Here is a 13,152-nt window from a genome sequence, read left to right as displayed (position 1 = left end):
GGGAAATGGCGACCCGGTGAGGGTTTTCGGAGGCGGACGAAGGGGGGTGCTCGCCTCCTCACACCGGGCCGCCAAGCGCGGTGTTCGGATCAGCCGATGTCGCCGATGGTTCCGCCCCTGGTCAGGCATTCACCGGCCTTCATCGCCTTGAAGCCATGGCCCTTGCATTCGTTCTGGCCCTTGCAGGCGTTTTCGCTGGTGGCGCAGTCTGCCTGGCCCTTGCAGCTGTGGACGCCGTAACAATGGACAGTGTCTTCGGCAGCGATCGCCGAACCGCTGCTTCCGGCAGGGGCGGGCGCGGCGAATGCGCTCATCGAGCTGAGAGCGAAAGCTGCAGCGGCTGCTGCAGTGGCAGTTTTGCGGGCGGTAATCGTCATGGCATCCAGTTCCTTGTGATCTCGAATGTGCGTCGGTGCACACAAGACCGTTCGCCGCCCCGGACCCGGTGGTTACAGCGAGAAAAATTTTGGTGGCCGAGTAACCGGTTTCGAATTCCTCCCGAATGACAGGCCAGTCCCGGCGACAATCGTCGGGGCGCATCATTCGAGAGAGAATTGCCATGAACAGCCAATCTATCGCCCGTCTCGCGGGTCTTGCCCTGACTGCCGGCGTTGCAACCACGATGGTCGCCAGCCCGGCCGCCGCGCAAAAGCGTCCGCCAATGGAGAAGTGCTACGGCGTCGCCAAGGCAGGCGAGAACGACTGCGCCGCCGGACCCGGCACCAGCTGCGCAGGCACCTCCACCCGCGACTACCAGGGCGATGCGTGGAAGCTGGTCAAGAAGGGCACCTGCGAAAAGATCGAGACCCCCAAGGGCAAGGGTTCGCTCACCGCGATCAAGCGCTGAGACGACCTTTCCCGTCCCTCCCTCCGGCCAGCCCACGCTGATGAAGCAAGGTGACCTATGCAGAAACTGTTGACCCCCTACGACCGCCTGACCGCCTGGCTCGCCTCGCGCTTGCCCGAAGGTCTGGCTCTGCTGGTCACCCGCGCGGCGCTGGCCGGAATTTTCTGGCGCTCTGGCAGAACCAAGGTGGAGGAAGGCAGCGCACTGTCCATTAGTGAGAACGCCTATTTCCTGTTCGAATACGAATATACCGGCTTGCCAATTTCGCCCGATATCGCAGTCCCGATGGCCACCTATGCGGAGCATCTGTTTCCAATCTTGCTGGCCGCCGGTCTCTTTACCCGGTTTGCGGCGCTGTCGCTGCTGATCATGACGCTCGTGATCCAGATCTTCGTCTATCCGGAAGCCTGGTGGACCACGCATATCCTCTGGGTAGCGATGGCAGCGATTCTGGTTTCGCGCGGCGGCGGAATGCTGTCGCTCGACGCGCTCCTCGCCTCGCGCCGGGCCAAGTGATAGCAATGCACGTGGAGGACGCGCGATGATCGCCGATGAAGCCACCATGGCGCAGATGATGGCCGCCTCGCAAAAGGGCGACCGCGATATGTACCGCGCGCTACTCACTGAAATTCAGCTTTGGCTGGAACGCTATTTCAGGAGGCGTGTCGCCCCGGCCCAGCTCGACGACCTGGTGCAGGAAGTGATGATGGCAGTCCATTCCAAACGGGCAACCTGGGACCCCGCCCGTGCGTTTTACCCCTGGCTGGCCGCCATCGCACGCTATCGGTGGATCGACCACCTGCGCAAAGTCTATCGCTCTGCCGAAGACGAACTCGGTGATCACGACGCGGCCGAAGACAGCGAAGAAGAAGCCGTGATGGCGCGCATGAGCCTGGAACGCCTGTTCGTCCATCTGCCGGAAAAACAGGCCGAAGCCATCGAACTCGTAAAGATCGAGGGGCTGACCATTTCAGAAGCCTCCGCCAAGACCGGCCAGAGCGAAAGCCTGGTCAAAGTGAATATCCATCGCGGACTGAAAAAGCTGTCCGCGCTCGTAGAAAAGGCCGAATAGAATGAACCCCGAACGCGGCAGACTTCCCAACTCCCTCATCGACGAGCTTGCTGGCGATCTGGCACCCGTGGCGCCAATCCGCCTGTGGCACGGTGCGGCCCTGGTCGCTCTTTCCGCTGCAGTCACGGTGGTGCTCGTCGAACTGCTCGACGGCCTTTGGCGCGGCATCGCGGCGGGCGAGGCCTCTGGGGTGTTCTTCCTTGCGAACGGCATGCTGGGCCTGGCCGGAACGGCTTCGGCAATTGCCGTCCTGCGAATGGCCAGTCCGCGTGTAGGCAACACTCACGACGGCGCGCGCTGGTCCGCTATCATGCTTGGCCTATTGCCGCTGACGGCCTTGCTGGTGCTTGGCGCCAGCGGGCTGTTCGCCTCGGTTTCGAGCGATATGTACGGGTTCGAGTGCTTCCTTGCCGGATCAGCATTCGGATTGGTGACGGCTGGCGCGCTGGTCATGTGGCTGCGCCGCGGGGCGCCCGTATCGCTCGGCGCTGCAGGCACCTTCACCGGTATCGCGGCAGGTGCAATCGGAAGCTTTGCTTACGGCCTGGCATGCCCGATCGACACGATCGGCCACCTTGGCATCTGGCACGCCGCGCCGGTTGTGCTGATGGCACTCGTCGGCCGCTTTGCTGTGCCGCCATTGGTGCGCTGGTAGATCGTCAGAGCCAGCGCAGGCGGCGGAAGGTCACGATCAGCGCTACGAAGAGCACCAGGCACAGGCCAACCACCAGCCAGAATGCATCCGGGTCTTCCATGCCCGGCATTCCGCCGACATTGATACCCAGCAGACCGGTCAGGAAGCCCAGCGGCAGGAAGATCCCCGCCACGATGGTGAGCATGTAGGTCGCGTGTTCACTGCTGGCGAGGCTGCGAGCACGCAGTTCGTCCTGCAACACGACCGCGCTTTCCTTACTGATGTCGATATCGTCGAGATAGCGGCGCAGCCGCGCAATACTCTCAGCGATTTCGCGCCTGTCTTCTTCCTCGAACCAATCGGGGGAATCGCGGCTGATTTGCTCCAGCGCCTCGTGCTGCGGAGCCATGTGCCGTTTCAGACTGAGGCAGTTGCGGCGGATCGTGGAAATGCGGCCCAGCATGCCTTCTGGGTCTTTTTCGGGATCTTCATCTTCGAGATCGTCAAGCACGTGATTCATGTCCACGATGGACTGGCTCATCCGCGTAATAAGCAGCTCCGCCAGCAAGGTAATGGTGGCCCCAGCATCGGACGGGCCATGGCCGCGGTCGAGCATCGCCATGACCTCGCGCGGGGTCTGCATGGGGTGGCGGCGCAAGGTGATCAGCCGGTCACCGTCGCACCATAGCTGCATCGAAATCATGTCTTCGGGTTGTGCCCCGGGATTGAAATTGATCCCGCGCAAGGTCGCAACCAGCGTTTCACCGTCGCGAAAGGCACGCGGACGGTTGGCATCGCTGGTGAGTAGTTCCGCGGTCGGTTCAGGCATCTGAAGCTCTGCTTCGAGCCACTTTTGCACGCCTTCACGGTTGCGGCACAGGTGCAACCACAGGACCTCTCCCGGTGCCTGGGGTGCCCACCCTTGCGCTTCGTCCCACGTGATTTCACGCGCCCCGCCATTCCCATCGAGCACTCGCCCGAAAAGGAGAGGGGTTTCCGTACTTGTCTCTTCGGTCGCGTCGATCATGTTCCCTCCCAAGCGCCTGTCGCGGCGTAGTGCAAGAGAAACGGTTAGGATACGCGCAGGTTACGCCGTTTGCGGATTTCGCGGCTCATCCGGCACCTCGATCTGCCTTGACGGCACATTCACCAGCAACGTGATGGTAAGAGCCAGCGTGAACACGAGGGCAAGAAGCCCGATGACGAGTTCGATGCCGCCGACCCCGGAAACGAGCGCAAAGGTGAAACCTGCGAAGCTTGTCCCTTGATTGATACACGCCATGTAGATCGAAAATTGCGTCGCCCCGGTCTCGGGATCGCTGAAGGCGAGCGTGATGGCCTGCATGGGAACGCCGGTCAGGTAATACAGGATGGGCCATCCCAGAATAACCGCCCAGATCACCGCCTCACTGGACCAGAAGGGTTCGGTCAAGGCCAGCAATGCGGCCGCTCCGGCGAACAGGCCCAAGGTCAGGATCTGTGCCAATTTGCTGCCCAATTTGACACACAGAAAGCTGCCCAGGGTCATGGCTGCGATGGCCGCCACGAATTGGCCGGTCCCATTAGCTGCACCGATCTGGGCTTCGTTCCAGCCGCCATAATTGGCTGCAATGAAAGGGGCCGCCACTCCCATGGTGCCATAGCCCATGCCGCGCAGGAACAGCGGCGCAACCCAGACAAGGCTGTCCTTGCGAAACAGCTGGCGGAATGCATGGCTGAGCAGTCCTATCCAGCTGTGCGCCTGTACCGCCAGGCTGATCGCATGAGCCTCGCCCTTGCTCCACGGCAGACGGCGCTCTCCGGCCCGCTCGCGCACCCAGACCAGGTAGAGACTGGTGCAAGTCACGAGGATCGCACAGGTCGTGTAAGCCGTACCTGTTCCGAAATTGTAGATGATCAGCCCCGAAATCGCCGCCGAAATGGCAATGCCGAGGGCTTGTCCGCCTGCCATCAGGCCGGAGACTATCCCGTGTTCCTTTTCCTCGGCGATATCGACGGCCAGCGCATCGGCACCCACGTCCTGGAAAACCGTGGCCATGTTGACGGCAAACGCAATGCCGCCAATGATTGCGGCGTCTCGCGGGCCGGGATCGACGAGCGCGGCGAGCAACAGGGAAATGACCATCACCAGCTGCGCAGCCAGGATCCAGGCGCGGCGGCGGCCCATCGGCAAATAGGCATAACGGTCCATCAACGCCCCGTTGATGAACTTGAGACTCCATGGCGCAACGGCCATCCCGATGACATAACCAATCTCGCCGACTGTGGCGCCCTTGGCCGCCATCCACCCCGTCACGGCGAATTCGAGCAGGCCGATGGGTAGGCCCTGAGCAATATATAGTATGAGGATCGTGAACAGGCGCATCCCGCGCCCGTCGGTCATGTTAGGATTTGCAAACACCGTGCTCTCCCTGAGCAGGCCTGGGCCAGGTTTGCGACCCTGGCTATGCGAAATCCCGTTTTGTTGTGATGCAGGGATGCGGGCAGTGGCCCCCGGCTGTCAACCGCTGGAGGATCGAAGCCTGTCATTGCTCCTTCATCGAAGGCCCTCTATATCCCGCTCATGTCTTCAGTACGCCCCTGGCGCGATATCGAGCGCCGCAAGTCACGCCAGATCATGGTTGGTAACGTTCCGGTCGGCGGGGATGCGCCGATCACCGTGCAAACCATGACGAACACCCCGACCGAAGATGTCGCCGCGACGATCGACCAGATCCGCCGCTGCGAAGAAGTCGGCGCGGACATTATCCGCGTGTCCTGCCCGACCGAGGAATCGACCGCGAATTTCGACCAGATCACGCGCGCGGCCAATGTGCCGATCGTGGCGGACATTCATTTCCACTACAAACGCGCGCTCGAGGCGGCCGACAAGGGCGCAGCCTGCCTGCGCATCAATCCCGGCAATATCGGCTCGTCAGACCGCGTCGCCGAAGTGGTGCGCGCCGCCAAGGCGAACGGCTGCGCGATCCGCATCGGCGTGAATGCGGGCAGCCTGGAAAAGGACCTGCTGGAAAAATACGGCGAACCGTGTCCGGAAGCGCTGATCGAAAGCGCGCTCGACCATATCAAGCTGCTGCAGGATCATGACTTTCACGAATACAAAGTGGCAGTGAAGGCCAGCGATGTGTTCCTTGCCGTCGCCGCCTATCACGGGCTGGCGGAGGCGGTGGACTGCCCGTTGCACCTCGGCATCACGGAAGCAGGCGGCCTGATCGGCGGAACGGTCAAATCCTCCATCGGCATAGGCTCACTGCTGTGGGCAGGTATCGGCGATACGATCCGTGTTTCGCTGTCCGCCGAGCCCGAGCAGGAGGTCAAAGTAGGTTTCGAGATGCTCAAGGCGCTCGGCCTCAGAACCCGCGGCGTGCGCGTCGTGTCCTGCCCTTCGTGCTCGCGTCAGGGGTTCGATGTGATCCGGACGGTCGAGGCGCTGGAAAAGCGGCTCGAACACATCAAGACACCGATGAGCCTTTCAGTCCTTGGCTGCGTGGTCAACGGCCCCGGCGAAGCGCGCGAAACCGATATCGGCCTGACGGGCGGCGGCAATGGCAAGCACATGGTCTACCTGTCGGGCGTCAAGGACCACCACATCGAGAACGAGGACATGCTCGATCACATCGTTCGCCTGGTCGAAGAAAAGGCCGCCGCAATCGATGCTGGCAATGCGACAGCGTTCGATCCCCACGCGGTGGCTGCCGAGTAAAGCAAGCGATTTTACGCGCGATTAATGCCTGCGTACTAAGCTGCCTGTCATGATCAGGCCGCTTCTCGTCATTGTCGCCCTCGTGTCCGGCATTGCCGCCTATTCGGTGAAAGACCACCCCGGTCTCGAACCAGCGCCTGCGCAGGAGGTCAAACGCTTCCACTCCTCGCCCAATGCGTGGTCGAGCGACGAGGTGATTGCCGCTCAGCAGGGCGGCGATTGGTACGGCGAAGTCCGGCTCGATAGAGCTGGCGACGGTCACTATTATTCCGCTGCCAACATCGGCGGTGCGCGGGTAGACTTCATGGTCGATACCGGCGCGTCGGTAGTCGCTCTGACTGCAGCGGATGCCCGCGCCGCCGGACTTATCTGGGACCCGAGCGAAGTCAGCGTTGTCGGACGCGGAGCAAGCGGGGACGTGCACGGCGTAATCCGGCGCATTCCCCAGATCGATGTCGGCGGGATTGTCGCCCACAATGTCGACGCGATCGTCATCCCCCACGGCCTAGACGTGTCATTGCTCGGCCAGAGTTATCTGGGCCATGTCCGCAGTGTCGAAATTCGCGGCGGACAGATGATCCTCTCGAATATGTAATCTGCGCAGGGGCCTATCGGTCCGATGCAGCCCTCGCTATGTCTGCGCGATGATCCGCATCGCAATCGCAACATTTGCGCCGCTCGCCCTCGCCGCTTGTGCGACAGTTCCCGAAGCCGCTGAGCATGCTTATCCTGAAGCCCGGTCGTTCGCGGTCAGTCCCGATCCGATGGCACAGGTCGATGCCGCCTTGGCCCGCGCGGGCCAGCGCGAAACGCGCGTGCTGCTCGTCATGGGGGCTAACTGGTGCCACGATAGCCGCGCGCTTGCCGGATGGCTTGAAACACAGCGTTTCGCCGAGCTGGTCGAGGCAAACTACGAACTGGTTTTCGTAAACGTGGGCATGCCGCAGACCGGCGACGGACATAATCTGGATATTGCCCAGCGCTTCGGCCTGGCAACGCTGCCCGGCACGCCGAACCTGCTGGTGATCGACGCGGGCGGCAATCTTCTGAACGCTGACAGCGCGACCAGCTGGCGCAATGCCGCAAGCCGCAGCGAAGATGTAATCTATGCAGAATTGTCCGCTCTCAGCGGCAAAGCAGGTTAGAAGAAGCGAGTCGCACCGCGTCCGAAGGGAATGACCATGCCGATCGAAACTGACTATCTGGTTGTTGGAGCTGGCGCGACGGCGCTGTCCTTTGTCGACACGCTATTGTCACAGGACGACAAGGCCGAAGTCGTTTTCGTCGATCGTCATGCTTCACCGGGCGGCCACTGGAACGACGCATATTCCTTTGTCGCCCTGCACCAGCCCAGCGCGGTCTACGGCGTGGAAGGCGTGCCGCTGGGCCATGACCGCATCGACGAACACGGCCCCAACAAGGGCTATTTCGAGCTCGCCAGCGGCGCGGAAGTGTCCGCCTATTTCCAATCGGTCATGCGCGACCACCTGCTGCCGACCGGGCGCGTCCAGTATTTTGCGAACAGCGATTACCTTGGCGACAATCGTTTCCGGAACATCTTCTCCGGCGAGGAAACCGAAGTGACAGTCCGGCGCAAGCTGGTCGACACGACTTATTTCGAAACCTCCGTGCCATCGACCCACAAGCGCAAGTTCGACGTACAAGAAGGTGTTCGTGTAGTCGTGCCGGGCGCACTGCCCGACCTCTGGAAAAGCGGCGACCTACCAGACCACTATTGCATCCTCGGTGCTGGCAAGACAGCGATGGATGCCGGCGTCTGGCTGCTGGAGGCGGGTATTCCGGCAGAACAGATCACTTGGGTAAAGCCGCGCGAAAGCTGGCTGCTCAATCGCGCCTTCGTTCAGCCCGGCGAGCAATTCTTCGAAGAAACGCTCAAGGGTCAGATCGCGATCATGAAGGCTGCTGGCAGCGCCGAGACGGTTTCGGGCATCTTCGAGCAGCTCGAGCAGGACACGGTCATGCTGCGCATCGACACGGACGTGGAGCCGGAGATGTTCCATTATGCCACTATCTCGCAGGGCGAGGTCGAGCGGCTGCGGCATATCAGGAATGTCGTGCGCAAAGGCCGAGTGGTAAAGATCGAGGCAGGCCGCATGACCTTGCAGCACGGCGACGAGAAGATGGCGGAAAATACGCTCTACATCGATTGCACCGCCTCGGCTGTGCGTCCCAAACCAGTCGCCCCGCAATGGCAGGAAGATCGCATCGTATTGCAACTCCTCCATGTGCCGCTGGTCACTCTGAACGCGGCTGTGAGCGCCTTTATCGAAGCGAACTTCGATAGCGACGAGGAGAAGAACGCGCTGTGCAAGCCGGTGTCCTTCGTCGACCATATCGACGGTTATGCGGGAACGCTGGCAGGCACCGGAATGAACCGGTTCCTGTGGGCGCAAAATCCGCAAGTCTCCAAGTTCCTGTCAGCCTCCCGCCTCGATCCGGCAGCGCCGACCATCCGCTGGCTCCAGGCCAATGCGCCCGAGCGCCTCGCGATCCTCGGCGAAATGCAGGCAGCGAGCATGGCGGCGATGCCGAACCTCCAGCGGCTCGCCGCCAAGGCACAGGCCGACCACGGATAGGAAGCGCGAAATTCTCCACGTCGTCCACCACGTAGATTACATGGCACCCGCACCGACGCGGGGCACGTTTCGCTTCGACAAGTACCAGCTGGTCATGACGGAATTGCGCGAAAGCGGATACCCGGTGACAGAGCACGCCCCCGCCCCCTGTCCGCGCAAATGGCTGGAAGCGGTGCATTGTCCCGAATATGTCGAGCAGGTCTTCACCGCTTCAGTCCCGCAGGAAAAGGAACGCCGGATCGGCTTTCCGGTCACCTCGCATATCGCGCAGCGCGTTGCCCATACCAATGGCGGGACGTGGCTGGCCGCGCAGCTTGCGATGGAGCATGGCTATGCTGCCAATTCTGCTGCGGGAAGCCATCATGCATTGCACGATACCGGCGCGGGATATTGCGTGTTCAACGACCTTGCCGTGACTGCAAACCGGCTGATCGCCGAAGGAGACGCCGCGCGGGTATTGGTCGTCGACCTGGACGTGCATCAGGGCGACGGCACTGCCAGCCTCACTGCCGGAAGGGATGACATTTTCACGATGTCCTTCCACGCCGAGAAGAACTTCCCCGTGCGCAAGGCCCGCTCCAGCCTGGATGTCCCGCTGGCGGATGGAACAGACGACGATGGCTATCTCGAAGCGCTGGACCGGCATCTGCCTGGCGTGCTTGATCAGTTCGCACCCGACCTCGTGCTGTATCAGGCAGGCGTGGATCTGCACGGCGATGACCGGCTTGGCCGCCTGGCTTTGACCGATGACGGTATCGCGAGGCGCGACCGTTTCGTTGTGAGCGAGGTGCGCCGCCGCGCCCTTCCGATCGCGAGCGCGCTTGGCGGGGGATACGGCAAGGATCCGCGAGAAGTGGCCGCCCGTCACGCCCGGTCGATGATTAATTGCGCCGAGACGAATTCGCGCGCTGCGCGTTCATTTTCCCGAAGCACAACTTATGCTACAAGCGAGGGACGATGAATCGCCGCGATCTTATCAAGGGCACCCTAGCCGCAAGCGCAGCTGTCGCGCTGCCATCGCGCCTGTTCGCGCAGGTCAATCCGACTTCGGCACGCGACCGCAAGCTGATCGAGATCGCGCGCGATCAATTGGCCCGTGTCGGCTCGAATATCTGGAAGAAGGATATCGTCGGCATCGCCGATTTCGGCCTCCACTCGGGCAGCGAGCGCTTTCACTTTGTCGACCTCGACAATGAACGGGTGGAAAGCTTCTTCGTGACGCATGGAACCGGTTCGGACAGCGAGCATGACGGCTGGCTCAAGCGCTATTCCAACATCGAGGGGAGCGAGGCGACCAGCCGCGGCGCCTACATGACGCGCAGCTGGTATCGCGGGAAATATGGCACCTCGATCCGCCTCGACGGTCTGGATCCCACCAATTCCAACGCGCTGCCGCGCGCCATTGTCATGCATCCGGCGGAATACGCCCGGCCCGAACATATCTCTCGCTGGGGCAGGCTTGGTCGTTCGAACGGCTGCCTGGCACTTGGCCCGGACCAGTTTGCAAAGGTGCTACTTCAATTGAGCGGCGGCCGTTTGCTCTATGCCGAAAGCCTCGGCATTCAAGCGGATGGCAGCCACAGGACGCCGCCAATCGCCCAGACCGACCTGATCCGCGGCCTGGGCGGCGGAACCTTCGAACAAGTCAGCCCTAGCGCTTACTAGGTCTTACGAGATCTGCATGTCGTCGATAATCTCGACGGCTTCTTCACTAGTTTCCCGGGCGCGATCCGACTGGCGCGACGCATCGAGCGCTGCCAGCACTGGTGCATCGCGGTCGTAAATGTCCTTGAACGCCTTCATCTCACCGTCGACGTCGGTCGCCATGGTGAAATAAGTGATATACACCGGCCACTGCTTCTCCATAGCATAACGGGTATATTCGCCGCCGCCGGTGATCTCGGAGACTTCCTGGATGATGCTCGGGAAGTCTTCTTTAGAGCTGGCATTGCCAAGCAACGACATGGTCATAGCCAGTTCGCGCGCACCCTGAACGCGGATGCAACCATGGCTCAGGGCCCGGTTGTCCTGTGCGAACAGGTGCCTGCTCGGCGTATCGTGCAGGAAGATGGCATGCTCGTTGGGCATGTCGAGCTTCATCAGGCCGAGCGCGTTTTGCGGTCCCGGCTGCTGGACCACGGTGACCCAGCCATTGGAACCCTTGGTTGCCTTGTATCCGGCACTCTGTGCCCAACCCGGATTGTTGAGAACCTTCGCGCCGAGGCCTTCTCCCTTCACGATGGATTGGGGGACTGTCCACGTCGGATTGTAGATCACGGCTTCGACCATTTCGGCCAGTTGCGGGGTCGCAGTGCGGCCCGGCTTGCCAACAACGGTCCGATAGCTCTTGATGATCTTGCCGTTCACGGTCAGCCGCAGCATGAACTCGGGGACGTTGGTGACAAGATATTGCTTGCCCAGTTCCTGCGGGAGCCAGCGCCAGCGGTCCATATTGGCCCGAATCAGCTTGATCGCTTCGGGGTCGGTTTCGGTCGCCAGCGCATCGCGCAGTTCGGCGTAATCGGGGTGGACGGGATTGAGGCTGTCCAGCGTGCCGCCGATATCGCCGCTTGTCAGCGCATCTTCGAGCAGCTTCCATGTCGGCATACGGTCAGCATCGGGATCGACGACAAACCACTGGCGGCGCGATTCCATCGGAGTACGCCCGTCGCGCAGGTCCTCGACCAGCCACACGAAGGTTTCGCTGGCGAGCCGGTTCACATCCGCTCCCGGACCCATCCGGGTAAGCATAGCGCTGAGCTCGTCGGCGCGGTAATCGCCGGGATTGAGGCCCTCGGCTGCGACGCCGGGAATATAGGCGAGCAAGGCTTCGACCTGTTCGAGGCTCCATTCGCCTTCGAGCGAGGGGATTTCCTGCACGATCTCGCCGCTCTGCACCCGCATATCGCCGAACGCTTCATCGACGTTCTGCGCGCGCTTGGGTGCGGCAGTTGCTGGCGCATCCCGGTTCGAGCCGGGTATCGGTTGCTCGACCTTCTCCGACGAGGGAGGAAGAATGCTTTCGGGCGCCGACGTTTGCGCCTGCGCTGTGCCTGCGAAAATTCCGGCTACAGCCGCGCCACAAAGAAGAATCCGTTTGATAGTCATTCAGCCCACCAGTTGCAGTTCGCACCCTGTCGCGCGAACTTGCGATTATTACCAATTGTTTGTGGGAATATCCATGATGTCTGCTTGCCGGAGGCTGAACCGGCGTGACGGCGCTCACGCTCCGTCCTATGCCGAGTGCAAATGACCGCGCCCGACCATTCCAACCGGCCCGTTTTCGCGGCAATCCTTGGCATTGCGCTGTTTGCCGCCATGGATGCAGTGATGAAGGGGGGCGCCCTGGCCATCGGAGCCTACAGCGCATTCCTGCTGCGCTGTTTGATCGGGACAGCGCTCGTTGCACCGATCTGGTGGTGGAGGACACGCAAGTTCCCGCGCGGCCGGACGCTCCGCATTCACCTCGTGCGGGGCACTGTCATTTCCTTCATGGGGTGGAGCTTTTTTGCCGCGCTCATCCGCCTGCCGCTTGCCGAGGCGATTGCGATCAGCTTCATCGCCCCGCTTATCGCACTCTATCTCGCCCGGCTTCTCCTGAATGAGATCATCAAGCCGCGCGCCATTGTCGGCACCTTGATGGGACTCGCAGGCGTGCTGGTGATCGTCGGCGGACGCGTAGGGACGCAGCAACTCGACAGCGAGGCGGCGACCGGCATCGGCCTTGTCCTGATGTCGGCTGTATTGTTCGCCTGGAACCTCATCCTGCAACGCCAGCAAGCAATGGTATCTTCGCCGCTGGAGGCGAGCACCTTCCAGAACGGGGTTGTAACATTGGTGCTGGGCTTGGGATCGCCGTTCCTACTGGTCCTGCCCGACCGCGAGACATGGGGCTTGCTGGCCCTTGGATCTGTCTTGGCGATCCTTGCCGCGATGCTGTTCATCTGGGCCTATGCCCGCAGCGAAACGCAGAGACTGGTGCCGATCGAGTATACCGGGTTTCTGTGGGCAGCGCTGTTCGGCTGGATATACTTTGCCGAGCCGATCCAGCCGATCACCGTTGCCGGTGCCGGATTGATCGTGATTGGCTGCTGGACCGCGTCCCGGCGGCGAACGGAGCAGACCGCGCTCTAGCGCTGCGCGAGGACCTGGGTTTCGGCGGGAGCGCTGGCCTGCGCTTCGCTGCCGGAAAACGTGAATGCGGCTGTGAAACATCCCGCGACGCCGAGCGCGGCGGCAATGGTGGCAAATCGGACTGTACGGCGCGAAGCGCGGCGCATATTCTGGGTGGCACTCATC

General features: G+C 61.8%; 16 protein-coding genes. 11 read left to right on the top strand and 5 right to left on the bottom strand.

What is annotated here, in order from left to right; genetic code table 11:
• Positions 1 to 89: 89 nt before the first annotated feature.
• Positions 90 to 377 carry a BufA2 family periplasmic bufferin-type metallophore gene (gene bufA2, locus K3166_RS01025; protein WP_221422865.1) on the bottom strand — a complete coding sequence of 96 codons (288 nt, stop codon included), beginning with the start codon at positions 375 to 377 and terminating at the stop codon, positions 90 to 92.
• Positions 378 to 559: 182 nt separating this feature from the next.
• Between bufA2 and K3166_RS01020 the strand changes: the two genes are divergently transcribed.
• From K3166_RS01020 to K3166_RS01005, 4 genes are read left to right on the top strand one after another with little or no spacing between them, the layout of a single operon-like run.
• Positions 560 to 847, top strand: a complete 288-nt coding sequence (locus tag K3166_RS01020) for a BufA1 family periplasmic bufferin-type metallophore (protein ID WP_221422864.1) — start codon at positions 560 to 562, stop codon at positions 845 to 847.
• A 57-nt stretch (positions 848 to 904) separates the two neighbouring features.
• Complete coding sequence (locus K3166_RS01015; RefSeq protein WP_221422863.1) at positions 905 to 1,363, top strand: DoxX family protein; 459 nt, start codon at positions 905 to 907, stop codon at positions 1,361 to 1,363.
• A 25-nt stretch (positions 1,364 to 1,388) separates the two neighbouring features.
• Positions 1,389 to 1,919, top strand: coding sequence for a sigma-70 family RNA polymerase sigma factor (locus tag K3166_RS01010; RefSeq protein WP_221422862.1), 531 nt, complete (start codon positions 1,389 to 1,391; stop codon positions 1,917 to 1,919).
• Between the two features lies 1 nt (position 1,920).
• The gene (locus K3166_RS01005; protein WP_221422861.1) at positions 1,921 to 2,574 is read left to right on the top strand and encodes a DUF1109 domain-containing protein; all 654 of its coding nucleotides are present in this window, start codon (positions 1,921 to 1,923) and stop codon (positions 2,572 to 2,574) included.
• Between the two features lie 4 nt (positions 2,575 to 2,578).
• Here the strand turns inward: K3166_RS01005 and K3166_RS01000 are convergent, their stop codons facing one another.
• Together K3166_RS01000 and K3166_RS00995 are read right to left on the bottom strand one after the other, a co-directional pair.
• Entirely contained in the window at positions 2,579 to 3,580 is a 1,002-nt protein-coding gene (locus K3166_RS01000; protein ID WP_221422860.1) for a zinc transporter ZntB, read from the bottom strand.
• Between the two features lie 60 nt (positions 3,581 to 3,640).
• Entirely contained in the window at positions 3,641 to 4,954 is a 1,314-nt protein-coding gene (locus K3166_RS00995) for an MFS transporter (protein ID WP_221422859.1), read from the bottom strand.
• A gap of 162 nt (positions 4,955 to 5,116) precedes the next feature.
• Here K3166_RS00995 and ispG point away from each other — a divergent pair, with 162 nt between their 5' ends.
• From ispG to K3166_RS00965, 6 genes are read left to right on the top strand one after another with little or no spacing between them, the layout of a single operon-like run.
• Positions 5,117 to 6,256: a flavodoxin-dependent (E)-4-hydroxy-3-methylbut-2-enyl-diphosphate synthase gene (ispG, locus tag K3166_RS00990; RefSeq protein ID WP_221422858.1), complete on the top strand. Its 1,140-nt coding sequence runs from the start codon at positions 5,117 to 5,119 to the stop codon at positions 6,254 to 6,256.
• A 49-nt stretch (positions 6,257 to 6,305) separates the two neighbouring features.
• Positions 6,306 to 6,851, top strand: coding sequence for a retropepsin-like aspartic protease family protein (locus K3166_RS00985; RefSeq protein ID WP_221422857.1), 546 nt, complete (start codon positions 6,306 to 6,308; stop codon positions 6,849 to 6,851).
• A gap of 49 nt (positions 6,852 to 6,900) precedes the next feature.
• On the top strand, positions 6,901 to 7,401 hold the full coding sequence (locus K3166_RS00980; RefSeq protein WP_221422856.1) for a thioredoxin family protein: 501 nt from the start codon (positions 6,901 to 6,903) through the stop codon (positions 7,399 to 7,401).
• 36 nt (positions 7,402 to 7,437) lie between these two features.
• Positions 7,438 to 8,853, top strand: a complete 1,416-nt coding sequence (locus K3166_RS00975; RefSeq protein WP_247714676.1) for a hypothetical protein — start codon at positions 7,438 to 7,440, stop codon at positions 8,851 to 8,853.
• A 40-nt stretch (positions 8,854 to 8,893) separates the two neighbouring features.
• Positions 8,894 to 9,814: a histone deacetylase family protein gene (locus tag K3166_RS00970; RefSeq protein WP_221422854.1), complete on the top strand. Its 921-nt coding sequence runs from the start codon at positions 8,894 to 8,896 to the stop codon at positions 9,812 to 9,814.
• Positions 9,811 to 10,518, top strand: a complete 708-nt coding sequence (locus tag K3166_RS00965; RefSeq protein ID WP_221422853.1) for a murein L,D-transpeptidase catalytic domain-containing protein — start codon at positions 9,811 to 9,813, stop codon at positions 10,516 to 10,518. Before K3166_RS00970 ends, K3166_RS00965 begins: the two co-directional genes overlap by 4 nt.
• 3 nt (positions 10,519 to 10,521) lie before the next feature.
• On the opposite strand, the gene K3166_RS00960 is transcribed toward K3166_RS00965, so the two are convergent.
• Positions 10,522 to 11,961, bottom strand: coding sequence for a L,D-transpeptidase family protein (locus K3166_RS00960; protein WP_221422852.1), 1,440 nt, complete (start codon positions 11,959 to 11,961; stop codon positions 10,522 to 10,524).
• Positions 11,962 to 12,102: 141 nt separating this feature from the next.
• Between K3166_RS00960 and K3166_RS00955 the strand changes: the two genes are divergently transcribed.
• Positions 12,103 to 12,987 (top strand): DMT family transporter, encoded by an 885-nt coding sequence (locus K3166_RS00955; protein WP_221422851.1) that lies wholly within the window; start codon positions 12,103 to 12,105, stop codon positions 12,985 to 12,987.
• Here the strand turns inward: K3166_RS00955 and K3166_RS00950 are convergent.
• A complete protein-coding gene (locus K3166_RS00950) occupies positions 12,984 to 13,151 on the bottom strand; it encodes a hypothetical protein (protein WP_221422850.1) in 168 nt (55 codons plus the stop codon). The two genes, K3166_RS00955 and K3166_RS00950, sit on opposite strands and share 4 nt — an antisense overlap.
• Position 13,152 lies beyond the last annotated feature (1 nt).

Origin of the sequence: Qipengyuania psychrotolerans (assembly GCF_019711355.1) — a bacterium.
Taxonomy (GTDB): Bacteria; Pseudomonadota; Alphaproteobacteria; order Sphingomonadales; family Sphingomonadaceae; genus Qipengyuania; species Qipengyuania psychrotolerans.
This window is presented reverse-complemented; position numbering and strand designations above follow the sequence as displayed.

Excerpts from the sequence above, each read along its gene's own strand:
- bufA2 (WP_221422865.1), bottom strand. The coding sequence starts at position 377 with ATGACGATTACCGCCCGCAAAACTGCCACTGCAGCAGCCGCTGCAGCT.
- K3166_RS01020 (WP_221422864.1), top strand. The coding sequence starts at position 560 with ATGAACAGCCAATCTATCGCCCGTCTCGCGGGTCTTGCCCTGACTGCC.
- K3166_RS01015 (WP_221422863.1), top strand. The coding sequence starts at position 905 with ATGCAGAAACTGTTGACCCCCTACGACCGCCTGACCGCCTGGCTCGCC.
- K3166_RS01010 (WP_221422862.1), top strand. The coding sequence starts at position 1,389 with ATGATCGCCGATGAAGCCACCATGGCGCAGATGATGGCCGCCTCGCAA.
- K3166_RS01005 (WP_221422861.1), top strand. The coding sequence starts at position 1,921 with ATGAACCCCGAACGCGGCAGACTTCCCAACTCCCTCATCGACGAGCTT.
- K3166_RS01000 (WP_221422860.1), bottom strand. The coding sequence starts at position 3,580 with ATGATCGACGCGACCGAAGAGACAAGTACGGAAACCCCTCTCCTTTTC.
- ispG (WP_221422858.1), top strand. The coding sequence starts at position 5,117 with ATGTCTTCAGTACGCCCCTGGCGCGATATCGAGCGCCGCAAGTCACGC.
- K3166_RS00985 (WP_221422857.1), top strand. The coding sequence starts at position 6,306 with ATGATCAGGCCGCTTCTCGTCATTGTCGCCCTCGTGTCCGGCATTGCC.
- K3166_RS00980 (WP_221422856.1), top strand. The coding sequence starts at position 6,901 with ATGATCCGCATCGCAATCGCAACATTTGCGCCGCTCGCCCTCGCCGCT.
- K3166_RS00975 (WP_247714676.1), top strand. The coding sequence starts at position 7,438 with ATGCCGATCGAAACTGACTATCTGGTTGTTGGAGCTGGCGCGACGGCG.
- K3166_RS00970 (WP_221422854.1), top strand. The coding sequence starts at position 8,894 with ATGGCACCCGCACCGACGCGGGGCACGTTTCGCTTCGACAAGTACCAG.
- K3166_RS00965 (WP_221422853.1), top strand. The coding sequence starts at position 9,811 with ATGAATCGCCGCGATCTTATCAAGGGCACCCTAGCCGCAAGCGCAGCT.
- K3166_RS00960 (WP_221422852.1), bottom strand. The coding sequence starts at position 11,961 with ATGACTATCAAACGGATTCTTCTTTGTGGCGCGGCTGTAGCCGGAATT.
- K3166_RS00955 (WP_221422851.1), top strand. The coding sequence starts at position 12,103 with ATGACCGCGCCCGACCATTCCAACCGGCCCGTTTTCGCGGCAATCCTT.
- K3166_RS00950 (WP_221422850.1), bottom strand. The coding sequence starts at position 13,151 with ATGAGTGCCACCCAGAATATGCGCCGCGCTTCGCGCCGTACAGTCCGA.